General features: G+C 59.9%; 15 protein-coding genes, 1 other RNA gene and 1 pseudogene. 7 read left to right on the top strand and 10 right to left on the bottom strand.

Annotated features, from left to right (window positions below):
- Positions 1-248: 248 nt before the first annotated feature.
- Both LOY55_RS09280 and dnaX read right to left on the bottom strand, forming a co-directional pair.
- Positions 249-587 (bottom strand): YbaB/EbfC family nucleoid-associated protein, encoded by a 339-nt coding sequence (locus tag LOY55_RS09280; protein ID WP_258667916.1) that lies wholly within the window; start codon positions 585-587, stop codon positions 249-251.
- 67 nt (positions 588-654) lie between these two features.
- Entirely contained in the window at positions 655-2745 is a 2091-nt protein-coding gene (gene dnaX, locus LOY55_RS09275; protein WP_223522458.1) for a DNA polymerase III subunit gamma/tau, read from the bottom strand.
- 143 nt (positions 2746-2888) lie between these two features.
- Between dnaX and LOY55_RS09270 the strand changes: the two genes are divergently transcribed.
- Positions 2889-3635: an ABC transporter substrate-binding protein gene (locus tag LOY55_RS09270; protein ID WP_046027025.1), complete on the top strand. Its 747-nt coding sequence runs from the start codon at positions 2889-2891 to the stop codon at positions 3633-3635.
- Between the two features lie 123 nt (positions 3636-3758).
- On the opposite strand, the gene LOY55_RS09265 is transcribed toward LOY55_RS09270, so the two are convergent.
- Complete coding sequence (locus LOY55_RS09265; protein ID WP_223522459.1) at positions 3759-5456, bottom strand: bifunctional diguanylate cyclase/phosphodiesterase; 1698 nt, start codon at positions 5454-5456, stop codon at positions 3759-3761.
- A 302-nt stretch (positions 5457-5758) separates the two neighbouring features.
- Between LOY55_RS09265 and LOY55_RS09260 the strand changes: the two genes are divergently transcribed.
- Positions 5759-6073: a helix-turn-helix domain-containing protein gene (locus LOY55_RS09260; protein ID WP_046027027.1), complete on the top strand. Its 315-nt coding sequence runs from the start codon at positions 5759-5761 to the stop codon at positions 6071-6073.
- Between the two features lie 183 nt (positions 6074-6256).
- Here LOY55_RS09260 and ffs read toward each other — a convergent pair.
- From ffs to LOY55_RS09230, 6 genes and pseudogenes are all read right to left on the bottom strand, one after another.
- Positions 6257-6353, bottom strand: an RNA gene (gene ffs, locus LOY55_RS09255) — signal recognition particle sRNA small type.
- A gap of 306 nt (positions 6354-6659) precedes the next feature.
- A complete protein-coding gene (locus LOY55_RS09250) occupies positions 6660-7826 on the bottom strand; it encodes a putative zinc-binding metallopeptidase (protein ID WP_223522460.1) in 1167 nt (388 codons plus the stop codon).
- A 154-nt stretch (positions 7827-7980) separates the two neighbouring features.
- Complete coding sequence (ligA, locus tag LOY55_RS09245; protein ID WP_223522461.1) at positions 7981-10338, bottom strand: NAD-dependent DNA ligase LigA; 2358 nt, start codon at positions 10336-10338, stop codon at positions 7981-7983.
- Positions 10339-10504: 166 nt separating this feature from the next.
- Positions 10505-11359, bottom strand: a complete 855-nt coding sequence (gene zipA / locus LOY55_RS09240; protein WP_077430580.1) for a cell division protein ZipA — start codon at positions 11357-11359, stop codon at positions 10505-10507.
- Positions 11360-11617: 258 nt separating this feature from the next.
- Positions 11618-15107, bottom strand: a pseudogene (smc, locus tag LOY55_RS09235) (chromosome segregation protein SMC).
- Positions 15108-15109: 2 nt separating this feature from the next.
- Entirely contained in the window at positions 15110-15769 is a 660-nt protein-coding gene (locus LOY55_RS09230; RefSeq protein WP_046027032.1) for a GntR family transcriptional regulator, read from the bottom strand.
- Between the two features lie 265 nt (positions 15770-16034).
- On the opposite strand from LOY55_RS09230, the gene xdhA reads away from it, so the two are divergent.
- The 4 genes from xdhA (at position 16035) to guaD (ending at position 22174) form a co-directional block, all read left to right on the top strand.
- Complete coding sequence (gene xdhA, locus LOY55_RS09225; RefSeq protein WP_223522463.1) at positions 16035-17489, top strand: xanthine dehydrogenase small subunit; 1455 nt, start codon at positions 16035-16037, stop codon at positions 17487-17489.
- Positions 17482-19881 carry a xanthine dehydrogenase molybdopterin binding subunit gene (gene xdhB, locus LOY55_RS09220; RefSeq protein WP_223522464.1) on the top strand — a complete coding sequence of 800 codons (2400 nt, stop codon included), beginning with the start codon at positions 17482-17484 and terminating at the stop codon, positions 19879-19881. Before xdhA ends, xdhB begins: the two co-directional genes overlap by 8 nt.
- Positions 19882-19999: 118 nt before the next feature.
- Entirely contained in the window at positions 20000-20845 is an 846-nt protein-coding gene (xdhC, locus tag LOY55_RS09215; RefSeq protein WP_046027035.1) for a xanthine dehydrogenase accessory protein XdhC, read from the top strand.
- A 24-nt stretch (positions 20846-20869) separates the two neighbouring features.
- Positions 20870-22174, top strand: a complete 1305-nt coding sequence (gene guaD, locus LOY55_RS09210; RefSeq protein ID WP_109785964.1) for a guanine deaminase — start codon at positions 20870-20872, stop codon at positions 22172-22174.
- A gap of 177 nt (positions 22175-22351) precedes the next feature.
- Here the strand turns inward: guaD and LOY55_RS09205 are convergent, their stop codons facing one another.
- Positions 22352-23116 (bottom strand): GntR family transcriptional regulator, encoded by a 765-nt coding sequence (locus LOY55_RS09205; protein WP_046027037.1) that lies wholly within the window; start codon positions 23114-23116, stop codon positions 22352-22354.
- 391 nt (positions 23117-23507) lie between these two features.
- Here LOY55_RS09205 and LOY55_RS09200 point away from each other — a divergent pair, with 391 nt between their 5' ends.
- Entirely contained in the window at positions 23508-24698 is a 1191-nt protein-coding gene (locus LOY55_RS09200) for a benzoate/H(+) symporter BenE family transporter (RefSeq protein WP_046027038.1), read from the top strand.
- The last annotated feature ends 30 nt before the right edge of the window (positions 24699-24728 follow it).

Genomic DNA, 24728 nt, shown 5'->3' with positions numbered 1-24728 from the left:
ACCTTTGTGGCGGTTTAGTGTTCGATGTTTTTGATCCTGATCGTCCTGATCGTTCCACGCTCTGCGTGGGAATGCAGCCCGGGACGCTCCGCGTCCCAAAGCGTGACGCAGAGCGTCACAAGAGGCATTCCCACGCAGAGCGTGGGAACGATCGGTCGGAGCTGGAACGATCAGTGTGGGCCAGAAACAAAAATGCCAGGCGCATTGCCTGGCATTTTTTTGTAGCTCATCCGACGCGCTTTAGCGAATCAGAATGGCAGCTTCATGCCCGGCGGCAATTGCATGCCAGCGGTCATGCCGGACATTTTGTCCTGGCTGTTGGCTTCGATCTTGCGCACAGCGTCGTTGACGGCGGCGGCAACGACCGCTTCCAGCATTTCCTTGTCGTCTTCGCTCAGGCCTTCGACCAGGCTTGGGTCGATGGTCAAGCTCTTGACGTCATGACGACCGGTCATGACCACGGTGACCATATCGCCGCCGGCTTTACCGATGACTTCAGCATTGGCCAATTCTTCCTGCATCTTGGCCATTTTTTCCTGCATCTGCTGCGCCTGCTTCATCAGGCCGGCCATGCCACCTTTCATCATGGGAATCACCTCGAAAGTACTTGGATTAAAACAGCGCCCGGCCCATGTGACCGAACGCCTTCAGTTATTAGCCCTGACTGACCAGAGCGTCGACAGGTTCAATAGTATCGTTACGGATCACCGCACCGAACTGCTGCATCATTTGCTGGATGAACGGATCACCGTGGATCGACTCTTCGGCTTCGCGCTGACGGTTGGCACGGCGCCTGGACGCGGCCTGGGCCGGGGTTTCCTGTTCCGGCTTGATCAGTTCCATGGTCAGGGTCAGTGTGCGCCCGTGAAACTGGTTCAGTGCATCGTTGAGACGACGCTGCTGGGTCGCGTTGAACAAGGCGCTGTGGGCCGGGTCCAGGTGCATCAGCCAGTGATCGCCCTCGACGGATATCAGTGTGCAATTGGCCGCGATGCTGCCCGTCATGCCGGAGATCGGCAGTTTCGGGAACAGCTCCAGCCATTGCAGCGCCAGGCCCGTGGCCGGCATTGCAGCGGGTTCCGGCTCCGGTTCCGGCGCGGGTTCGGCGGTATGTTCGCTCGCCAGCTCATCGAGATAACTGTAGGCCGAATCCATGTCCGGCTCGATGTAATCCTCGTCCAGCGGCGGCTCGTCGTCCAGGTCCATGCCCGGCGTGGCGGCATCGACTTGGGCCACGGAAGGTTCCGGGATGGGCGCAGCGGCCCATTCCGGCGCATCCGGCACCACGCTGTCCGGCGTCGGCAGCGGCATCGGTGGCAAATCCGGCTGCTCGCCAGTAGTTTCCAGAACTGGCTCGACGGCCGGTTGCTGGACAACTTCAGGCTCGACCGGATCATTCCACGGCAGGTCGACGACGGCTTCGACCGCCACCGGCGCAACGACTGGCTCGGGCACCACAACGGGTGCAACCGGCTCAGGCTCGGGTGCTGGAGCGGGCGCAACAACGGCCGCGACTGGCGCAGGCGAAGGCATAACAGGTGCTACTGCCGCAGCGACTACCGGCGCAACAACCGGCGCGGCAGCCACTGAATTTGCGGAATCAACTGTGGCCTGGCTGATCCCCACTGGCTTTAGCGGTTGCCTCGGGGCGTCGGCGGTGTCTGCCGGGCGGAAGGCGAGCATGCGCAGCAAGACCATTTCGAAGCCGCCACGCGGGTCGGGGGCCAGCGGCAAATCGCGACGGCCGATCAGGCCCATCTGGTAGTAAAACTGTACGTCTTCGGCCGGCAACGCCTGGGCCAGCGCCAGCACCCGGTCACGGTCGCCGTGACCGTTGTCGACACCTTCAGGCAAGGCCTGGGCGATGGCAACACGGTGCAGCACGTTGAGAATTTCCGAGAGCACGCCGTTCCAGTCCGGGCCTTGTTCAGCCAAATGACGGACACCTTCGAGCAACGCCTTGGCGTCACCTTCGATCAACGCATGCAAAACGTCGTAGACCTGGCCGTGATCCAGCGTGCCGAGCATCGCCCGCACGTCGGCGGCCATGACCTTGCCTTCACCAAAGGCAATGGCCTGGTCGGTGAGGCTCATGGCATCGCGCATCGAGCCATCGGCGGCACGGCCCAGCAACCACAGTGCATCATCTTCGAACGGCACGTTCTCGACACCCAGCACGTGGGTCAAATGCTCGACCACACGTTCCGGCGTCATGTTCTTCAGGGAGAATTGCAGGCACCGCGACAGAATGGTTGCAGGAAGTTTCTGCGGATCGGTCGTCGCCAGGATGAACTTGACATAGGGCGGCGGCTCTTCGAGGGTTTTCAACAGCGCATTAAAGGAATGGCTGGAGAGCATGTGCACTTCGTCGATCAGGTAGACCTTGAAGCGCCCGCGGCTTGGGGCGTATTGCACGTTGTCGAGCAGTTCGCGGGTGTCTTCGACCTTGGTCCGGCTCGCGGCGTCGATCTCGATCAGGTCGACAAAGCGCCCCTCATCGATTTCGCGGCACACCGAGCACTCGCCACACGGTGTCGACGTGATACCTGTTTCACAGTTCAGGCATTTGGCGATGATGCGTGCGATGGTGGTCTTGCCGACCCCCCGCGTACCGGTAAACAAGTAGGCGTGGTGCAGCCGCTGGCTGTCCAAGGCATTGATCAGAGCCTTGAGCACATGGGTCTGGCCGACCATTTCGCGGAACGAGCGCGGACGCCATTTACGTGCAAGAACCTGATAACTCATCGAAAACCGTCGCAACTAAGGAACAGAAGCGGCTAATGCTAGCGGAGCAAGGCCAAAATTGCATCCGGTGTGCTCGTCTAATCTGGCTAAGCTGCGCGTTTGGGTCTTTAATCGGCTCGGGTTTCAGTTGTACCGGAGCGTTTATGCGTTGTGCCTTGGGGGCATTGCTGTGGATAAGTCTGAACGTCGCCGCCGCCGAAACGCCGCTGCGTTTTGTCATCCCCGACAGTTGGGCCATGCCAATGGTGCAACTGGATCACGGCCGCCCGACCCAGGGCATCCTGTATGACGTGATGCTCAGCCTCGCCACCCAGGTCGGGGTACCCGCCGAGTTTCATGTAATGCCTCGGGCACGTGTACAAGGCGCCATGGAGCATGGCGACGTTGATATCCGCTGCTACGCCGCGCAGTCCTGGCTTCCGAATCAGTCCGGCGACTACATCTGGAGCATTCCGCTGTGGTTTCAACGCGACGTGCTGACCAGCCAGCAAGACCCTCCCGCCTCCGTGCTGCCTGCAAATTTGTCACGCCAACCCATCGGCACAGTGCTGGGCTATACCTATCCGACGCTGCAACCATTGTTTGATGCCGATCGCCTGCACCGCGAAGACGCGCGCAATCAGGAACAAGTGCTGGAAAAACTCAACGCCGGGCGCTATCGCTATGCCGTGAGCAATCAATGGACACTGGATTGGTTCAATCAGCGCCTGCTGCCCGAGCGGCAGCTCAAAGCAGTGGCCGTGGTGCAGGAACAACGTGTCGGTTGCTACATACGCAATGACCCCAAGGTGCCGGTGCAACGAATTCTGCGCACCTTGTTGCGAATGAAAATGTCGGGGGAAATCGATGACTACATTCGTCTGTATATTGGCACCCCCGCAAGCCTGTAGCAGCTGGCGAAGCCTGCGTCCGACTGCGCAGTAGTCGTAAATCCTGTATCCACGGTACATCTGGAAAACTGCATCGCCTGATTTTACGACTACTGCGCAGTCGGACGCAGGCTTCGCCAGCTGCTACAGGGACGTCACCAGCCGCCATTGCGCCGGCGCAACAAACGTCGCGACCCAGCCAGGCACCTCTTCGGCTGGCATGGGTCGGGCGATGAAATACCCTTGGGCGATCTCGCAGCCCATTTGCAACAGCAATTCACCGTGCTCAACGCTTTCCACCCCCTCGGCGATCACTCGTCGGCCAAACGCCCGGGCCAGCCCGATCACGGCAGTGGTCAGCGCCAGATCATCGCGGTCATCAAGCATGTCGCGAATGAACGACTTGTCGATCTTGATCGTTTGCGTGCGCAAACGCTTGATGTAGCTCAGCGACGAATAACCAGTGCCAAAGTCACCCAGTGAAAACTGCACCCCCAGCGCCTGACAGGCCTGCAAACATGCCGTGACATGATGAATGTTCTCAACGGCGACTGACTCGACGACTTCCAGGTCAAGCATCTGCGGGGGAACGTGGGCATGCCTTGCCAGCACCTGTTTGAGCCGCTCAACAAAATCCGCTCGCTGAAAATGCCGTGCCGCGACATTGACGCTGATCGGCCAGCTCTGCCCCATCTGCTGCCAGCGATGCAGCTGCAACAGGACCTGATCCATCACCCATTCGCCGATGTCGATGATCAGGTCCGTCTCTTCTACCGGCGGCAGGAAATCCCTGGCCCGCAGCATGCCGTTTTGTGGATGGTCCCAACGCAACAGCGCCTCGAAACCGACCACGTCGCCCAACCGCATGTTGACCTTGGGCTGGAAATGCAGGCGCAACTCACCGGCCGTCAGCGCCTGACGCATGCGCTGGACAGTCTGGTGAGTTGCCTTGATCTCACGATCCCGGGACACATCAAACAGATGAAAACGGTTGCGTCCACGCTGCTTCGCCACGTACATGGCCTGATCGGCATGACGCAACAGGGTTTCGGCGTTTTCGTTATCGAGGGGAAACAGCGTGACACCAATGCTGGCGAACACATGGATGTCCTTGCCGTGCAGCGAGTACGGCGCCGAAACCGCCCCCAGCACCCGGTTCAACGCCGCACGCAATTGCGGTAGATCGCGAATATGACGCAGCACCAGCACAAACTCGTCGCCGGCCAATCGCGCCACCACATCCTCGCCGCGCACGATGTCGCGCAAACGCCGGGCCACCTCGACCAGCAACACATCGCCGCTGGCATGACCGTAGCCATCGTTGACCGCCTTAAAACCGTCGAGATCAAGCATGCACACCGCCAACGGGATGTCTTCCTGTCGGGACATCGCCAGTGCCTGATCCAAAAGGTCCGAGAGATACGCTCGATTGGGCAATCCGGTCAGCGCGTCATGCCCTACCCGCCATTGCAAGACGTGCAGCAACTCGCGCTTTTCACTGATGTCGAACCGAATCGACAGGTATCGATCGACCCGTCCGGTGGCATCGTCGAGCACCGGCACCATGGTGCTGTCGACCCAGTAAAGGCTGCCGTCCTTGGCGCGATTGCAGATTTCCCCCTTCCACACACCGCCCAACGCAATGGTGCGCCACATGGCAGAAAAGAAATCGGTGGGATGTTGGCCGGAATTGAGGAGACGATGATTCTGGCCGATCAGCTCTTCACGGCTATAGCCAGACACGTCACAGAATTGGTCATTGACGTAGGTGATCCGGCCTTCCAGATCCGTCTCGGAAAAAATGGCGGCGGCATCCACGGCCCTTCGGTATTTATCATCCATGAATCAGGCTCGTTGTCGCTGGCGGAGGGGTGGCGCAAACACGTTTCATCCCGAGACCCGTAGGCGATGGTTCCCGCAGAACCGCAGATCAATCAGGCGAAAAACCTCGTGCAAGTCTGACGAGGGAGCGCAATGCTGACAGCTTCACATCGCCCAATCTCCGGAATGGCGTCACCCAATGCCGCTCAAGGGTGGCAATTCTACGAAACGCATCACATTTTGCAAGACAAGGTGATGAAACATGCTGTTGTCTAATGTAAAAATCTATCGTTAAGTTCTTGATTCTAAATTGGAATTGAGCAATGCAAATTTCAAGTTTGGGTCCAGCCATCCGACGCTACCGCAAGGTCGCGGGGCTTACTCAGGCTGAACTCGGTGAAAAGACCGGCTTTGACCCCAAAACCATCAGCCGCTTTGAAACGGGCACCTATACCCCCAGCGTGGAAGCGTTGTTCCTGCTTGCCGACGTGCTGGGTGTGAAGCTGGCCGCTTTTTTCGCAGACCTGGGCGATGAAGATGAGCAGCGGGCGTATCTGTTCGGCGTCATACACAAAGCCACCCCGAAGGAACTGGGAAAGCTGATTGCAGCGGTTGACCAGGCCTTGTCCAAGCCTTAGTGCATAAATGACAAAAGGAGGCCGACTTGTCTGATGCGACAGGTCGGCCTCCTTTTTTATTGTGCGCTCCGAAAATCGGAAACGACGAAACACCGCCCTGGACGTGATCCATGGCAGAGAAGACAAATAAGTATTTTCAAACCGATAACGCGAGAGAGGGCTCGCGTGGCGTTAAGGTGGTAACCCCACCAGCCACACCCCGGCACACAATGTTCCCGCTGTGGCTGCTGCCTTCCGGCTCTGACCAGGTTCACGGGTAATCGTTGCGGGGGGACCGATGGGGTCACCATAACGACGCTCACCTGACGGCGAGCCGCGCCATTGTACCTATCTGAGACGAAGTTACAACCGTTGGTGCGGATTAAAAAATATGAGCCGCTTCAAGGACATGCAATGCCTCTGAAACACCGCTGTCTGTAGCAGCTGCCGAGCCCGCGAGGCTGCGTCCGGCTGCGAAGCAGACGTAAAATCAGAGGGCGCGGTTTTTCAGATAAACCACGATCACCCAACAGGCGACTGCTTCGCAGCCGGACGCAGCCTCGCGGGTTCGACAGCTGCTACAAGCGGACGTCCAATTGAGCGATCGTCATAGCTCCTGCATCACCTCATCCGCCCTGCCGCCCTCTTGCTGGATCACCAAGTGAATAAAATGCAGCTTGGCGATCACCGCCGGTGGCAACACGAACGGATAGAAATCCGGCTGCCCCATGCTGCGCGAAAGCTCATTGAGCATGCCGGCCAGTTCGATCCATGCATTGACGAACGACAGGAACGCCCCACCGCCGGGATGCTGTGGATCGTAGAGTGTGCTTAGGGGAAATGGCTGGTAATCAAGATCCATTTCCCGCGCACTCATACCGAATCCCAGAGCGGTGTCCACCGCATCCATCATGTGCAGGTAATGCGCCCAGGTTTCCGCCCAGTCTTCCCAAGGGTGCATGGTCGCGTAAGCACTGACGCACTGTTGCTGCCAACCCTGCGGCGCACCTTGCTGGTAATGCCGCTCCAGCGCCGCTGCGTAACTGGCGCGCTCGTCCCCGAACAGCCCGCGAAAGGGTTCCAGCCAATGGCTTTTGGCGATCAGCCGATCCCAGTAGTAATGCCCGACTTCGTGGCGAAAATGCCCGAGCAACGTGCGATACGGCTCGTGCATTTGCACACGGACCTGCTCACGGTGGGCGTCATCGGCTTCTTTGATGTCGAGGGTGATCAGGCCATTGGCGTGACCCGTGGTCGGCAGCTTGCCTTCGAGGTCGATACCGACGAAATCAAACGCCAGACCGCTTTGCTCGTCGACCGTTTTGGGAGTTACCTGCAAACCCAAGTCGAGCAACTGCGCGACCAGGCGCCTCTTGGCCGTTTCCACCTTGCGCCAGCGTTCGTGGTTTTCGGTAATCGACAGGTCCGGGATGGTGTGATTCAGGCTGCAAGCAATGCATAGCGCATCGTGGTCGTTGGCCGGGAGCAGCCAATTACATGCGGCCGCGGAGTCGAGATTGGCGCAGCGGCGAAACACACCGGCTTGCGGGTCGGCGTCGACCAGCCAGGTATCCGCCTGTAAACCCGGTTGCAGCGACGACAGACGCCCCTGCTCGGGCTGATAACCGAGCGCCGCCGAACAGGCCAGACACTGGCTGTTGCGAAAGAACAGCGACTGCCCGCATCGACACTGCCAGACCTTGCTGTTGCGCGCGCTTTCGCCCATGAAAGGCGCGGCGATGCGCGAGCTGAGCTGTTCAAAGAAGCGGTACATGGCGATCTCTCCCTGGGGCTTGCCAAGACTAGATCATTGTCGCGCGAAGATCGTTCCCACTTTCTGCGTGGGAATGTCGCCCCGGACGCTCCGCGTCCGCTGTGACGCAAAGCGTCACGAGATGCGCTACCACGCGGAGCGTGGGAACGATCGACTAAACAGAAATACCGTGTTGTTTCAGGAATTCGACAAACGCTTCTTCATCCAGCACTTTCAAACCCAACTCATTGGCCTTGGCCAGCTTCGAACCGGCGCCCGGCCCGGCCACCACGCAGTGGGTCTTGGCCGACACCGAGCCCGCCACCTTGGCACCGAGGCTTTCAAGTTTGTCCTTGGCGATGTCGCGACTCATCAACTCCAGCGAACCGGTCAGCACCCAGGTCTGCCCAGCCAGTGGCAAGCCTTCGACGACTTTCTTCTCGCTCAGCCAGTGCATGCCGAAATCGCGCAACTGCTGCTCGGCCGCCTGCGCAAGCTGGCGATTGTCTTCAACGGCAAAAAACTCGCGAACTGAATTGGCCTGCTTCTCTGGCAGCGCCTGACGCATGTCCAGCCAGTCAGCGCTCATCACCGCTTCCAGCGACCCAAACTTGTCCGCCAGCTTCTGTGCCCCGCCCGGCCCCACCGACGGAATGTGCAACTTGTCGAGGAAGCCGCCCAGCGTGGTACTCGCGGCAAACTCAGCACCGAGCTCGCCCTGATCCTGAATCTGCAGGCCGTGCTTGAGCAGTTCCGCGATCACCTGCTGGTTGTGCGCATCTTCAAAGAAACTGTGGATCTCATACGCCACTTCCAGGCCGACATCCGGCAAGTACGTGAGCACTTGCGGCAACGCCTGCCGAACTCGCTCCAGCGAGCCGAGAGAGCGCGCCAGCACCTTGGCCGTCTCCTCACCGACATCAGGAATCCCGAGCGCATAGATAAAGCGCGCCAGGCTTGGCTTCTTGCTGTCCTCGATGGCGCTCAGCAGTTTGTTGCTCGACAGTTCGGCAAAACCTTCCAGGTCGACGATGTCGTCGAACTTCAGGGCATACAGATCGGCTGGCGAACTGACCAGGCCTTCGTCGACCAGTTGCTCGACGCTCTTGTCACCCAGGCCTTCGATGTCCATCGCGCGACGGGAAACGAAGTGAATGATCGCCTGCTTGAGCTGCGCCCCGCAGGCCAGACGACCGACGCAACGGTACACCGCGCCTTCGCTGACGGTCTCGCGACCTTTACTGCGCTTGACCAATTGCGTGCGCTCGACGTGTGAGCCGCACACCGGGCACTGCTCGGGAATCTGCACCGGCCGGGCATTTTCCGGACGGCGCTCGAGCACCACTTGCACCACTTGGGGAATCACATCTCCGGCGCGACGGATGATCACCGTGTCGCCGATCATCAGGCCCAAACGCGCGACTTCGTCCATGTTGTGCAACGTCGCATTGGCCACGGTGACGCCGGCCACCTTGACCGGTTTCAAGCGCGCCACTGGCGTGACAGCGCCGGTACGACCGACCTGGAATTCCACGTCGAGCAACTCGGTGAGTTCTTCCATGGCCGGGAATTTGTGCGCGATCGCCCAGCGCGGCTCGCGAGCGCGAAAACCCAGCTCCCGCTGCGAGGCGATGCTGTTGACCTTGAACACCACGCCGTCAATCTCATACGCCAGGGCGTTGCGGCGCTCGCCGATGTCGCGGTAGTAATCCAGGCATTCGTCGATGCCGTGCGCCAGTTTCAGCTCGTGGCTGATCGGCATGCCCCACACCTGGAGTTGCTTGAGATTGCCGATGTGTGTGTCGGCGATGTCCGCCGAAATCTGGCCGATGCCATAGCAGCAGAATTCCAGCGGACGGTTGGCGGTGATCTTGGAATCCAGCTGGCGCAAGCTACCGGCGGCGGCGTTACGCGGGTTAGCGAAGGTCTTGCCGCCGACTTCCAGCTGCGTGGCATTAAGCCGTTCGAAACCGGCCTTGGACATGAACACTTCGCCGCGCACTTCCAGGGTCGCTGGCCAGCCAGTGCCGTGCAGCTTGAGCGGAATGTTGCGCACGGTGCGCACGTTGATGCTGATGTCTTCGCCAGTGGTGCCGTCACCGCGCGTCGCGCCGCGTACCAGCACGCCGTCCTGATACAGCAAGCTGACCGCCAGGCCATCGAGCTTCGGCTCGCAGCTGTATTCCACCGCCGCGCCGCCACCAAACAGATCGCCGACCGGTAGATCCAGGCCTTCTGTCACCCGGCGATCGAACTCGCGCATGTCGGTTTCTTCGAAGGCGTTGCCAAGGCTGAGCATCGGTACTTCGTGACGCACTTGCGTGAACGCAGACAACGCGGCGCTGCCCACGCGCTGGGTCGGCGAATCGCTGGTGATCAGTTCGGGATGGTCCGCTTCAAGGGCTTTGAGCTCGTGGAACAAGCGGTCGTATTCAGCGTCCGGAATACTGGGCTCGTCCAGCACGTGGTAACGGTAATTGTGCTGATCCAGCTCAGCGCGCAGCTCTAGAATGCGGTTTTTGGCGGCGGTCATGGGTGTTCTCTCATAAAGCAAAAGAGCAGCCGAGGCTGCTCAATCTGTTAAATCATTGTAGGAGCACGGCTTGCCGGCGATGGCGTCTTTGAGATCGCCATCGCGAGCAAGCTCGGCTCCTACAGGGTACGGGAGACGCGGCGCAGTCCCCCATACGTTGTCAATTTCAACGCTTCTGGGTCAGGGCGCGACGCTCGAATTCAACGATGCGCTGACGGTAGTGCTCAATCGTCTGGGCGGTCAGCACGCTGCGCTGGTCGTCTTTCAGTTCGCCGTTCAGTTCCTGGGACAGTTTGCGCGCCGCGGCCACCATCACATCGAAGGCCTGCTTGGGATGACGCGGGCCTGGCAGACCGAGGAAGAAGCTCACCGCCGGGGTGCTGAAATGATCGATGTCATCCAGATCAAAGACGCCCGGCTTGACCGCATTGGCCATTGAGAACAGCACCTCGCCATTGCCGGCCATGCTTTCGTGACGGTGGAAGATGTCCATTTCACCGAAACGCAAACCGCTTTCCAGAATGTTCTGCAGCAGCGCCGGGCCTTTGAAACCGGCAGCGTCACGGCAAATTACGCTGATCACCAACACTTCTTCCGCTTGCGGCTGATCTTTTTCGCTGACCGCTGGCGAGGCCTTGGTGTCATCCGGGAAATCGTCGTCACGGCTGCTGAAGCTCGGGCCGCCGTCCAGATCCAGGCTGAGGTTCATGTCGCCTTGCGACGGCTCGCCATGGCCGCGCTTGCCACGCTTGGAACCCGATTCGCGGGGCTCACGGGCAGGCATGCTCACCGACGGCAGATCGTGCTCGTCCAGTTGTGGTTCTTTGTGGTTGTCCAACACGCGCGGCGGGCCCAACAGCTCGGCGCTGGTGTCCTCGTCCGGCAGATTGGACAAACTTCGGTCAAGACGGAATTTCAGTTTTCCCTTGCCACCGCGCATACGGCGCCAGCCATCAAAAAGAATACCGGCAATGACAATAATGCCGATGACGATCAGCCACTCGCGCAGACCGATTTCCATGTAATCCCGTGCCTCTATAAAAAATGCTGAAAAATAAGGGGTTTACAACCTGTAAACCGCTTTAAAACGTGGCGCCAACTCTATGTTCTGACAGGCGTTTTGCCCACGTATACGAAAAATTGACATTAAACTAGCACGACCAAAGGCAACTTTACACCGTCTGTCACAGTGGCTTTAGCGAATATGTCGATTGGCCAGCAAGTCAGGGCAAGTAAAAACATCCTACAGCCTTGTAATACCTGCCCTACAGACGCCAACTCAGGCATCCACCATCGCCATCGCCTCCTCGACATCCACCGCCACCAGACGCGAGCAACCCGGTTCATGCATCGTCACACCCATCAGTTGTTCAGCCATTTCCATGGCGATCTTGTTGTGGGTGATGTAGATGAACTGCACCGTCTGTGACATTTCCTTTACCAGCCGTGCGTAGCGTCCAACGTTAGCGTCATCCAGTGGTGCGTCAACTTCATCGAGCATGCAGAACGGCGCCGGGTTCAATTTGAAGATGGCAAAAAACCAGGGCCAATGCGGTCAGGGCTTTTTCGCCACCGGAGAGCAAATGGATGGTGCTGTTCTTCTTCCCTGGCGGCTGCGCCATGATCGTTACCCCTGTATCGAGTAGATCTTCGCCCGTCAGTTCCAAATACGCGCGACCTCCACCGAAAACTTTTGGGAAAAGCGCCTGTAAACCGCCATTGATCTGATCAAAGGTATCTTTGAAGCGGTTACGGGTTTCCTTGTCGATCTTGCGAATCACGTTCTCGAGCGTGTCCAGCGCTTCCACCAGATCATCGTTCTGCGCATCCAGATAACGTTTACGCTCCGATTGTTGCTGGTATTCGTCGATGGCCGCGAGGTTGATCGCACCGAGACGCGAAATACGCGCGGCAATGCGTTCGAGTTCTTCTTCGGCATCCTTCTCGTTGGCCTCGGCCGTCAGCGTGGCGAGCACACCGTGAAGGTCGTAGCCGTCTTCCAGCAACTGCTCTTCAAGGGCCTTGCGGCGCACGGTCAGGGCTTGCCATTCCATGCGCTGGCCTTCCATTTGCCCGCGAATCAATTGCGATTGCTGCTCGGCCTGATTACGCCGTTTTTCGGCATCGCGCAGTTCGCGGTCGGCGTCTTCCAGGGCGATCTGCGCGGTCTTGAGTTCTTCGTCGACGGTCATGCGCTTGTCGAGCAACTCTTCCAGTTTCAACCGCAACTCTTCCAGGGGCGCCTCGCCCTCTTCCAGGTTCAGGTTGAGTTGTTCGCGTTTTTCGGTCAGGCGCTCGGATTGCATTTCCAGGCGCTCCAGCGCCTGACGCGTCGAGTCGTGTTGCGCCTTGAGCGAACCGAGGCGCACGGCCAATTGATGCGCGTGATCCTTGTGCTGCCGGGCTTCCTGACGCACCCGATCCAGTCGCTCGCGCAGGCTGTCGCGCTGGGCCAGCAGCAACTCGCGCTGTTCGGTGTCCAGCGCCATGGCGTCAAGGGCTTCCTGCAATTGCAGGCGCGCCTCACCGATATTCTCGTGCTCCAGCGCACGCTGCTCACTCAGCTCGGCCAGCTCTTCGTCCAGACGTGTGCGCCGCAACGTCAGTTGTTCGACCTTGGCTTTGCCGGCAGACAGTTGCGCTTTCAATTCGCCTTGCTGACGCGCTTCGTCTTGCAGCAGACGACGCAAATGCTCGCGCCCGTTTTCCTGCTGACGCTGTTGCGCCCGCAGATTTTGAAGTTGGGTTTCCAGTGTTTCGACCGTGGCTTCGCGTTCTTCGCGTTCCTCGGTCAGGCGCTGGATTTCCTGCCCTCGCGCCAGCACACCGCTTTCCGCTTCGCTGGCCCGGCGTACGCGTAAAAAGTGTCGGCCGACCCAGTAGCCATCACGGCTGATCAGGCTCTGCCCGGCGCTCAATTGACCGCGCAGTGCCAGTGCCTGTTCGAGGCTATCGACCGGTTTGACCTGCCCCAGCCACGGCGACAAATCAATTCGCGCCTCGACCTTGTCGAGCAAACTGCCCGGTACGCGCACGCCGTCGGTGGCCGGGCTGAGCAAGCGCAAATCGCCTTGGGCGAAACCCGCCAGATCGAAGTCGCCAAAGTCGTCCACCAGCACGGCTTGCAGGTCGGCGCCCAGCACGGTTTCCACCGCCAGCTCCCAACCCGCTTCCACCTTCAAGCCTTCGGCCAGGCGCGGGCGATCCGCCAGGTGCTGTTCGCGCAACCATTCGGCGGTGCCGGTGCCCGGATCGAGCGCGGCCTGCTGCAAGGCTTCAAGGGAGGCCAGTCGACCGTTGAGGCGCTGCAAATCGCCTTGAGCCTGTTGCTGATTGTGCAGGGCCAATTGCAACTCTTGACGCAGTTGCTCAAGGCGTTCGACCTGAGCCTCTTCACTGGCCTGCAAATCTTCAAGCGTGGCTTCACTGGCCGCCAGCTGCTCGCTGAGCTCCATGATCGCCGCATCTTCCGGGTCCGCCGAGAGCAACGCACGCTCTTCGCCCAGCCGCTTCTGGCGGTCGGCCAAACGCTCCAGGCTGGTTTCCAGCTGCTGGATGCGTGACTGCTGCACTTCGGATTGGCGACGCGGCTCGGCGGCAGTGAGGTTGAACGTGTCCCACTGCTCCTGCCAGCCGTGCATGGTGGTTTCAGATTCTTCCAGCGCGGCGGCGGCCTCTTCGGCGGCGGCGCTGGTGACTTCCTGTTCCGGGGCGAGCATGTCGAGCTCTTCGCCCAGGGTCAGCAGCAGCGTGCGGTCGTGGCCCAGGTGAGATTCGGTTTCCAGACGCGCGCGCTCGGCCTCCTTCAAATCGTCTTGCAGCTGACGCAGACGCTGTTGGCCGTGCTGGATGCTTTGCTCGACCCGGGCGATATCGCCGCCGACCGAATAGAAGCGTCCTTGCACCAGATTGAAGCGTTCAGACAGGTCATGGTGCCCGTCGCGCAAGCGTTCGATGCTCGCATCGGCATTGCGTTGCTCGGCGACCAAGGCTTCGAAGGTGACTTCCTGGTTGCCGATCACCGCTTCACGCTGACCGACCTGCTCGTTCAGCGCCTGCCAGCGCAAGGCTGACAACTGGGCCTTGAGCTGACGCTCTTCGCCTTTGTATTCCTGATACTTCTTCGCGGCCTCGGCCTGGCGGTGCAGGCGTTCGAGTTGACGCTCCAGCTCTTCGCGCAGGTCAGTCAGGCGTGCGAGGTTTTCGTGGGTGCGGCGGATGCGGTTTTCAGTTTCGCGCCGGCGCTCCTTGTACTTGGAGATGCCTGCCGCTTCTTCAATAAAGTTGCGCAGGTCTTCGGGCTTGGATTCGATCAGCTTGGAGATCATCCCCTGCTCGATAATCGAATAGCTGCGCGGGCCCAGGCCGGTGCCGAGGAAGATGTCGGTGATGTCGCGACGCCGGCATTTGGTGCCGTTGAGGTAATAGGTGGTCTGGCTGTCGCGCGTCACTTTGCGGCGAATGGAAATTTCCGCATAGGCGGCGTATTCGCCGAGCAGGGTGCCGTCGGAGTTATCGAACACCAGTTCGATACTCGCCTGGCTCACCGGTTTGCGGCTGGTCGAACCGTTGAAGATGACGTCGGTCATCGACTCGCCGCGCAAGTTCTTCGCCGAACTCTCGCCCATCACCCAGCGTACGGCGTCGATGATGTTGGACTTGCCGCAACCGTTCGGCCCGACGACTGCCGCCATGTTACTGGGGAAGTTCACCGTGGTTGGATCGACGAAGGATTTGAACCCCGCCAGCTTGATGCACTTGAGCCGCACGCTTAGGCGTCCGTCAGGGCAGAGATCACCAGATCGCAACTGCGCTGGCCGTAAGCGGTCAGCACTTCACGGATCTGCGCAAAATCGCGGGCAATCACGGCTGCGAGCAAGCGCTCGAACAGTTCCAGATACTCGCTCATCGACGCCTTGCGCTGATCCAGGGCAAGGAAGTAAGCACGGCTCATGGCTGGCTGCAGATTCTCGACGGTTTCCTGCAGATACGGATTGTTGGCAAATGGATACGTGGCGCGCATCACGCTGAAACTGTCGTCGACGAAGGTGTGGATGTCCTGGCGTTCGTAACTGGCAGCCAAACGCTGCTGTATTTGCACGAACGGCGCCAGGTCGGCCTGGACTTTCCAGCCACTGGCCACGGCATTGGCGAGCAGGATGTACATCTCGCCCATCAGCGTGCACAGGCTCTGCACCTTGTGCGGGGTGAGCTCGGTCACATGGGCGCCACGTCGCGGCAGGATCGCGATCAAGTGACGGCGCTCAAGGATCAGCAAGGCTTCGCGGACCGAACCGCGGCTGACATTGAGAGCCAGCGTGACCTTCTGTTCCTGAATGCGCTCCCCGGGCTTCATTTCGCCGCGAATGATGCGTTCGGCGAGGTGGTGAGCAATTTGCTCGGCGAGGCTGTCCGGCGCCTTGAACGTCATGGTTGTCCTTCAAACTCTTCGATCTGCACAAGCGGCGCAGTGTAGCGCACTTGATAGGTCATGGCGCAGGGCCCACTCGGCGGTTTTGGCACGATTCAAGCAAAAAGCAGGCAAGTGCGCGAGGGTCAATAATGAATAAATGAGGTGTTAACCGACAAAATGCTTTTTCCTGACCTTCAAGTCAGAAAAACATTGACCGAAAAGTCAGACCTGCTAAATTCGGTTCAAGTGGGTTAACAACAATAATGAGTCTGCGAGGCCTTCCGTGATCCAGTTTTTACTTAACCAGGAACTCCGTAGTGAGCACGCCCTGGACCCAAACCTGACCGTGCTCAATTATCTGCGCGACCATGTGGGCAAACCCGGCACCAAAGAAGGCTGCGCCAGCGGTGACTGTGGCGCCTGCACCGTGGTGGTCGGCGAGTTGCAAACGGATGACGATGGCCGCGAACACATTCGTTATCGCAGCCTCAATTCGTGCCTGACGTTCGTCTCGTCACTGCACGGCAAACAATTGATCAGCGTTGAAGACCTCAAGCACAAAGGCCAACTGCACAGCGTGCAACAAGCCATGGTCGAGTGCCACGGCTCGCAATGCGGTTTCTGCACCCCCGGCTTTGTCATGTCGCTGTTCGCCCTGCAAAAGAACAGTGATCAACCGGACGCGCACAAGGCCCACGAAGCGCTGGCCGGCAACCTGTGCCGCTGCACCGGCTACCGACCGATCCTGGAAGCGGCCCAACAGTCCTGCTGCGGTAAAAAACCGGATCAGTTCGACGCCCGTGAAGCAGAGACCATCGCGCGCCTGAAAGCCATCGCCCCCACCGCCATCGGCGAACTCAACAGTGGCGACAAGCGCTGCCTGGTGCCGTTGACTGTCGCCGACCTGGCCGACCTCTATGACGCTTATCCACAAGCCCGCCTGCTGGCCGGCGGCACGGACCTGGCGCTGGAAGTCACGCAGTTCCACCGTACCTTGCCGGTGATGATCTATGTCGGCAACGTCGCCGAGATGAAGCGCATCGAGCGCTTCGACGATCGCCTGGAAATCGGCGCCGCCACCGCCCTCTCCGATTGCTACGAAGCGCTGAACGCCGAATACCCGGATTTCGGTGAACTGCTGCAACGCTTTGCGTCCCTGCAGATCCGCAACCAGGGCACCCTCGGCGGCAACATCGGCAACGCCTCGCCTATTGGCGACTCACCTCCCCTGCTGATCGCCCTCGGTGCGCAGATCGTGCTGTGCAAAGGTGAAACCCGTCGCACCCTGGCGCTGGAGGATTACTTCATCGATTACCGGGTGACGGCGCGCCAGGAAAGCGAGTTCATCGAGAAGATCATCGTGCCGCGTGCCAGCGCCGAACAACTGTTCCGCGCCTACAAGGTGTCCAAGCGTCTGGACGATGATATTTCCGCGGTCTGTGCCGCGTTCAACATCCGTGTGGAAAACGGCGTGATCGCCGATGCCCGCGTGGCTTTCGGCGGCATGGCGGCCATCCCGAAACGTGCCAGCACCTGCGAAGCCATGTTGGCTGGTGCACCGTTCAACAGCGCCACCGTCGAGCGCGCCTGCGCCGCACTGGCCGAAGATTTCACCCCGCTGTCGGACTTCCGCGCGAGCAAGGAATACCGCCTGCTCAGCGCGCAGAACCTGCTGCGCAAATACTTCATCGAACTGCAAACACCGCACATCGAGACTCGGGTGACCGCTTATGTCTAATCATCACGCTGTAGAGAAGACCCAAGCCGAACTGGCTGAACTGTTCGCCAAGGACCTGACCACCGGTGTCGGCCGCAGCGTCAAGCACGACAGTGCCGCCAAGCATGTGTCCGGTGAAGCGCAGTACATCGATGACCGCCTGGAATTTCCGAACCAGTTGCACGTCTATGCGCGCCTGTCAGACCGCGCCCACGCGAAAATCATCAGCATCGACACCGCGCCCTGCTACGCCTTCGAAGGCGTGCGCATCGCCATCACTCATGAAGACGTGCCAGGCCTGAAAGACATCGGCCCGTTGCTGCCGGGCGACCCGTTGCTGGCCATCGACACCGTGGAATTCGTCGGTCAACCGGTGATCGCCGTCGCGGCGAAAGACCTGGAAACAGCGCGCAAAGCCGCGATGGCCGCAATCATCGAATACGAAGATCTGGAGCCGGTACTGGACGTGGTCGAAGCCCTGCGCAAACGCCACTTCGTGCTCGACAGCCACACCCATCAACGCGGCGACTCAGTCACTGCATTGGCCACCGCTAAACATCGCATCCAGGGCACGCTGCACATCGGCGGCCAGGAACACTTCTACCTCGAAACCCAGATCTCGTCGGTGATGCCCACCGAAGACGGCGGCATGATCGTTTACTGCTCGACCCAGAACCCCACCGAAGTGCAAAAACTGGTGGCCGAAGTGCTGGACGTGTCGATGAACAAAATCGTCGTCGACATGCGCCGCATGGGCGGTGGTTTCGGTGGCAAGGAAACCCAGGCAGCGAGCCCGGCGTGCCTGTGTGCCGTGATCGCGCACCTCACCGGTCAACCGACCAAGATGCGCCTGCCGCGTGTCGAAGACATGCTGATGACCGGCAAGCGTCACCCGTTCTACGTCGAGTACGACGTGGGCTTCGACAGCACCGGTCGCCTGCATGGCATCAACCTCGAACTGGCTGGCAACTGCGGTTGCTCGCCGGACCTGTCGGCGTCGATTGTCGACCGTGCGATGTTCCACTCCGACAACTCGTACTACCTGGGCGATGCGACCATCAACGGTCACCGCTGCAAGACCAACACCGCGTCGAACACGGCCTATCGCGGCTTTGGCGGCCCGCAAGGGATGGTCGCCATCGAAGAAGTGATGGACGCGATTGCCCGTCACCTGGCCCTCGATCCGCTGGCCGTGCGCAAGGCCAACTATTACGGCAAGACCGAGCGCAACGTCACCCATTACTACCAGACCGTCGAGCACAACATGCTCGAAGAAATGACCGCCGAACTGGAAGAAAGCAGCCAGTACGCCGAACGCCGCGAAGCGATTCGTCGCTACAACGCCAACAGCCCGATCCTGAAAAAAGGCCTGGCGCTGACCCCGGTCAAATTCGGCATTTCGTTCACCGCCAGCTTCCTCAACCAGGCGGGTGCGCTGATCCACGTCTACACCGACGGCAGCATCCACTTGAACCACGGCGGCACCGAAATGGGCCAGGGTTTGAACACCAAGGTCGCGCAAGTCGTGGCCGAAGTGTTCCAGGTGGAAATGGACCGCGTGCAGATCACCGCGACCAACACCGACAAAGTGCCAAACACCTCGCCGACGGCCGCTTCCAGCGGTGCCGACCTGAACGGCAAGGCTGCACAGAACGCCGCCGAAACCATCAAGCAGCGCTTGGTCGAATTTGCCGCGCGCCAGTACAAAGTCAGCGAAGAAGACGTGGAATTCCACAACGGTCACGTGCGGGTTCGCGATCACATCCTGACGTTTGAAGCGCTGATCCAGCAGGCTTATTTCGCGCAGGTGTCACTGTCGAGTACCGGCTTCTACAAGACCCCGAAAATCTACTACGACCGCAGTCAGGCCCGCGGTCGTCCGTTCTACTACTTCGCCTTTGGCGCCGCGTGCTGCGAGGTGATCGTCGACACCCTGACCGGCGAGTACAAAATGCTGCGCACCGACATCCTCCACGACGTCGGCGCCTCGCTGAACCCGGCCATCGACATCGGCCAGGTCGAAGGCGGATTCATTCAGGGCATGGGGTGGCTGACCATGGAAGAGCTGGTCTGGAATGCCAAAGGCAAACTGATGACCAACGGCCCGGCCAGCTACAAGATCCCGGCCGTGGCGGACATGCCGCTGGACCTGCGGGTGAAGCTGGTGGAGAACCGCAAGAACCCGGAAGACACGGTGTTCCATTCCAAGGCCGTGGGCGAGCCGCCGTTCATGCTGGGCATTGCGTCGTGGTGCGCGATCAAGGACGCCGTGGCGAGCCTGGGTGACTACAAGCATCAACCGAAAATCGACGCACCGGCGACGCCGGAGCGGGTGTTGTGGGGCTGTGAGCAAATGCGCCAGTTGACGGCAGTGAAGGCTGTTGAGGCTGAGACCGAGTTGGCTTCGCTTTAAGACCGCAGTGCGGCCATCGCGAGCAAGCTCGGCTCCCACAGGGATTGCACGAAACCTGTAGGAGCATGGCTTGCCAGCGATGAGGCCCGAACAGACAACAAAAGATGTCGAGGTGAATATGTACAACTGGATCGACGCCCTCGCCGACCTGCAATCCCAGGGTGAACCCTGCGTGTTGGTAACCATCATCGAAGAGCTCGGCTCGACGCCGCGCAATGCCGGTTCGAAGATGGTCATCAGCGCAACCCAGAGCTTCGACACCATCGGTGGCGGGCACTTGGAATACAAAGCCATGCACATCGCCCGCGACATGCTCGCCAGCGGTAAGCAAGACACACATCTGGAGCGTTTCAGCCTGGGCGCCAGCCTCGGCCAGTGCTGCGGTGGCGCGACGGTGTTGCTGTTCGAACCGATGGGCCAGGTCCAGGCACAGATCGCCGTATTCGGTGCCGGCCACGTTGGCCGCGCATTGGTGCCACTGCTCGCCAGCCTGCCTTGCCGGGTACGCTGGATCGATTCGCGCGAAGACGAGTTCCCGGAACAGATCCCCCACGGCGTGCGCAAAATCGTTTCCGAAGAACCTGTGGATGAAATCGACGACCTGCCCGCCGGCAGCTACTGCATCGTCATGACCCACAATCACCAACTCGACCTCGAACTCACCGCCGCCATCCTCAAGCGCAACGACTTCGCCTACTTCGGCCTGATCGGTTCGAAGACCAAACGGGTGAAATTCGAACATCGCCTGCGCGACCGTGGTTTCGACAGCGGCGTCGTGCAACGCATGCGCTGCCCGATGGGTATCGGCGAAGTCAAAGGCAAGCTGCCTGTGGAAATTGCCATCTCCATCGCCGGCGAAATCATCGCCACCTATAACGCGAATTTCGGCCAGCAGACCGCCAGCGCCGGATCATCGATTGCCAAACTGCTGCCTGCTTCACGCCGCAGCCAAGCCTCCAATTGATAAGCCTAAAAACCGAGAACCCCCATGCCTTTGACTCGCAAAGCTTACCGCGCCGCCATCCTGCACAGCATTGCCGACCCTGCTGAAGTCGGCATTGAAGCCTCGTACGAGTATTTCGAAGACGGCTTGCTGGTGGTCGACAACGGCCAGATCAGCGCGCTCGGCCACGCCAGCGACTTGCTGCCGACCCTGCCGGCCGACATTGAAATCACCCATTATCAGGATGCGTTGATCACCCCGGGTTTCATCGACACCCATATCCACTTGCCACAAACCGGCATGGTCGGTGCCTACGGTGAACAACTGCTGGACTGGCTCAACACTTACACCTTCCCGTGTGAAAGCCAGTTCGCCGACAAGGCCCATGCGGACCAGGTGGCGGACATTTTCATCAAGGAACTGCTGCGCAACGGCACCACCACCGCACTGGTGTTCGGTAGCGTGCATCCACAATCGGTGAACTCATTCTTCGAGGCCGCCGAACAGTTGGACCTGCGCATGATCGCCGGCAAGGTGATGATGGACCGCAACGCCCCGGACTACCTGACCGACACCGCCGAATCCAGCTACGTCGAAAGCAAGGCATTGATCGAGCGCTGGCACGGCAAGGGTCGCCTGCACTACGCCGTCACCCCGCGCTTTGCGCCGACCAGCACCCCGGAACAACTGACCCTCGCCGGCCAACTGCTCAGCGAATTCCCTGACGTGTACATGCAGACCCACATCAGCGAAAACCTGAAGGAAATCGAGTGGGTCAAGGAACTGTTCCCCGAACGCAAGGGCTACCTCGACGTTTACGATCACTACCAATTGCTGGGTGAACGCTCGGTGTTCGCTCATGGCGTGCACCTGTGCGACGACGAGTGTGCGCGGCTCGCGGAAACCGGCTCGGCCATCGCCTTCTGCCCAACGTCGAACTTCTTCCTCGGCAGCGGTTTGTTCAATCTGCCGATGGCCGAGAAGCACAAGCTCAATGTCGGCATCGGCACCGATGTGGGCGGCGGCACCAGCTTTTCGATCCTGCAGACGTTGAACGAAGCGTACAAAGTCATGCAATTGCAAGGCGCACGCCTGAGCCCGTTCAAATCGCTGTACCTGGCCACCCTGGGCGGTGCGCGTGCGCTGCGCCTGGAAGACAAGATCGGCACCTTGCTGCCGGGCACCGATGCCGACTTCCTGGTGCTGGATTACAACGCCACGCCGCTGCTGGGCTATCGCTTGAAACAGGCCAACAACATTGCCGAGACGTTGTTTGTGTTGATGACGCTGGGGGATGACCGGACTGTTCTGCAGACGTATGCGGCGGGGAATCTGGTGCATCAGCGCTAAGGTATTCCGGGCTGATCGTTCCAACGCTCTGCGTGGGAATGCCTCTAGGGACGCTCCGCGTCCAGTGACGCGGAGCGTCACGGGCTGCATTCCCACGCAGAGCGTTGGAACGATCAGACGCTCAAAAAAATCCCCCGCAGTCTTCAGGCTACGGGGGATTTTTTTGTCCCGGGTCTATCAGAGTTTCGCGGCCGAACGCCCTGGCTTTTTGGTCTGCAACAAATGCGAGAACACCGCGTGCAAATCATCCGACGCGCTTTCTTCGTCGAGGTTGAGTTTGCTGTCGATGTGATCCATGTGATGCATCATCAAATTCACCGCCAGCTCAGCGTTGCGCGCTTCGATGGCATCGATCAGTTGGGTGTGTTCATCGTAGGAACAGTGGGAACGGTTGCCACTTTCATATTGGGCGATGATCAATGAAGTCTGCGATACCAGGCTGCGCTGGAAGCTGATCAATGGCGCGTTCTTCGCCGCTTCGGCGAGTTTGAGGTGGAATTCACCCGACAGACGGATGCCCGCACCGCGATCGCCACGGGAGAAGCTGTCGCGCTCATCGTTGACCATTTGCCGCAACTCGGCGAGCTGCTCGGCGGTGGCATGCTCCACCGCCAGTTCGGTGATGGCCCGCTCCACCAGACGTCGGGCGAAGAACACCTGACGGGCCTCTTCGACGCTCGGGCTGGCGACGACCGCGCCACGGTTCGGACGCAGCAGCACCACGCCTTCATGGGCCAGGCGCGAGAGTGCGCGACGAATGATGGTGCGACTGACCCCGAAAATTTCCCCCAGCGCTTCTTCGCTCAACTTGGTGCCGGGCGCCAGGCGCTGTTCGAGGATGGCCTCGAAGATATGCGCGTAGACAATATCGTCCTGGGTACCGCTGCGGCCGGCTTTGCCTGCTCGCGGTTGTTTCTTGAGGGGCTGCAACTGTTCGTTCATGGGCACTCGAGTCGGGGGAGAACTGCGGCGAATTGACGGTGACTGTAATACGGCACAGTGGGTCGCTGGCAAGTATCGCGTAAAAAACACCGCGATTGTACACAATGGATGGTGGCAACACGACTGTACGGCTGTTTGTCGCTTCCGCTGTATTGCAACGATCCGCTACGTTTGAGTTTAGGCTTGAACGCAGAATCCGCGCGTTAACCCGATCCCTGTAGCAGCTGGCGAAGCCTGCGTTCGGCTGCGTAGCAGTCGTAAAACCTGAATACGCGGGCTCCCTTATACGCCGTGCCGGCTGATCTCACGACTGCTTCGCAGCCGAACGCAGGCTTCGCCAGCTGCTACAAAGGGCCTGGGCATCTCCACTAGAACAAGGAACAACGCCGTCATGAACGACGCCACGCACACGCAGCTCCGCCCCTTGGCCGACACCTCGCCTTCGGCCATCGTCGCCGGTTTCATTGCGATGATGACCGGCTACACCAGCTCCCTGGTCCTGATGTTCCAGGCCGGACAAGCGGCGGGCCTGACCAGTGGGCAGATTTCGTCGTGGATCTGGGCGATCTCGATTGGCATGGCGGTGTGCTCGATCGGTTTGTCCCTGCGTTATCGCACCCCCATCACCATTGCCTGGTCGACCCCCGGCGCGGCGTTGCTGATTACCAGCCTGGGCGGTGTGAGTTATGGCGAAGCCATCGGTGCCTACATCACCTGCGCGGTGCTGGTGACGATTTGCGGCCTGACCGGCAGCTTTGAACGATTGGTGAAAAAGATTCCGGCATCCCTGGCCGCGGCGCTGCTGGCGGGGATTCTGTTCAAGATCGGCAGCGAAATCTTCGTCGCCGCCCAGCACCGCACCGGGCTGGTGCTGGGCATGTTCTTCACGTACTTGCTGGTCAAACGCCTGTCGCCGCGTTATGCCGTACTGGCCGCGCTGTTGATCGGCACCGCATTGTCAGGGGCCATGGGGCTGCTGGATTTCACTGGTTTCCATCTGGAGGTGGCCACGCCGGTCTGGACCACCCCGCATTTCTCCCTGGCTGCAACCATCAGTATCGGAATTCCCCTGTTCGTGGTGGCCATGACCTCGCAGAACATGCCGGGCATCGCCGTCCTGCGTGCCGATGGCTACACTGTGCCGGCCTCACCGCTGATCACCACCACCGGCATCGCCTCGTTGCTACTGGCTCCGTTCGGCTCCCACGGCATCAACCTCGCGGCCATCAGCGCGGCGATCTGCACCGGGCCGCACGCCCACGAAGATCGCAACAAACGCTACACGGCAGCAGTGTGGTGCGGGATTTTCTACGGGATTGCCGGGGTGTTCGGCGCGACGCTGGCGGCGCTGTTTGCCGCATTGCCGAAAGAGTTGGTGCTGTCGATCGCGGCACTGGCGCTGTTTGGCTCGATCATCAATGGCTTGAGCATTGCCATGACCGAAGTGAAGGAGCGGGAAGCGGCGTTGATTACCTTTATGGTCACGGCGTCAGGGCTGACACTGTTTTCCATCGGTTCGGCGTTCTGGGGGATTGTGGCGGGGGTGGTGACGCTGGTGATTCTGAATTGGCGTAAAAGTTAAACGCTTCGCAGCCTCGTTTCACTCGACAGC

Origin of the sequence: Pseudomonas sp. B21-040 (assembly GCF_024748695.1) — a bacterium.
GTDB lineage: Bacteria > Pseudomonadota > Gammaproteobacteria > Pseudomonadales > Pseudomonadaceae > Aquipseudomonas.
Note: the sequence above shows the minus strand (reverse complement) of the source record. Positions and strands in the feature narration are given on the sequence as shown.

Excerpts from the sequence above, each read along its gene's own strand:
- LOY55_RS09205 (WP_046027037.1), bottom strand. The coding sequence starts at position 23,116 with ATGAACGAACAGTTGCAGCCCCTCAAGAAACAACCGCGAGCAGGCAAA.
- dnaX (WP_223522458.1), bottom strand. The coding sequence starts at position 2,745 with ATGAGTTATCAGGTTCTTGCACGTAAATGGCGTCCGCGCTCGTTCCGC.
- ligA (WP_223522461.1), bottom strand. The coding sequence starts at position 10,338 with ATGACCGCCGCCAAAAACCGCATTCTAGAGCTGCGCGCTGAGCTGGAT.
- guaD (WP_109785964.1), top strand. The coding sequence starts at position 20,870 with ATGCCTTTGACTCGCAAAGCTTACCGCGCCGCCATCCTGCACAGCATT.
- zipA (WP_077430580.1), bottom strand. The coding sequence starts at position 11,359 with ATGGAAATCGGTCTGCGCGAGTGGCTGATCGTCATCGGCATTATTGTC.
- LOY55_RS09270 (WP_046027025.1), top strand. The coding sequence starts at position 2,889 with ATGCGTTGTGCCTTGGGGGCATTGCTGTGGATAAGTCTGAACGTCGCC.
- LOY55_RS09265 (WP_223522459.1), bottom strand. The coding sequence starts at position 5,456 with ATGGATGATAAATACCGAAGGGCCGTGGATGCCGCCGCCATTTTTTCC.
- LOY55_RS09260 (WP_046027027.1), top strand. The coding sequence starts at position 5,759 with ATGCAAATTTCAAGTTTGGGTCCAGCCATCCGACGCTACCGCAAGGTC.
- xdhB (WP_223522464.1), top strand. The coding sequence starts at position 17,482 with ATGTCTAATCATCACGCTGTAGAGAAGACCCAAGCCGAACTGGCTGAA.
- xdhC (WP_046027035.1), top strand. The coding sequence starts at position 20,000 with ATGTACAACTGGATCGACGCCCTCGCCGACCTGCAATCCCAGGGTGAA.
- LOY55_RS09230 (WP_046027032.1), bottom strand. The coding sequence starts at position 15,769 with ATGACGTTCAAGGCGCCGGACAGCCTCGCCGAGCAAATTGCTCACCAC.
- LOY55_RS09250 (WP_223522460.1), bottom strand. The coding sequence starts at position 7,826 with ATGTACCGCTTCTTTGAACAGCTCAGCTCGCGCATCGCCGCGCCTTTC.
- LOY55_RS09280 (WP_258667916.1), bottom strand. The coding sequence starts at position 587 with ATGATGAAAGGTGGCATGGCCGGCCTGATGAAGCAGGCGCAGCAGATG.
- LOY55_RS09200 (WP_046027038.1), top strand. The coding sequence starts at position 23,508 with ATGAACGACGCCACGCACACGCAGCTCCGCCCCTTGGCCGACACCTCG.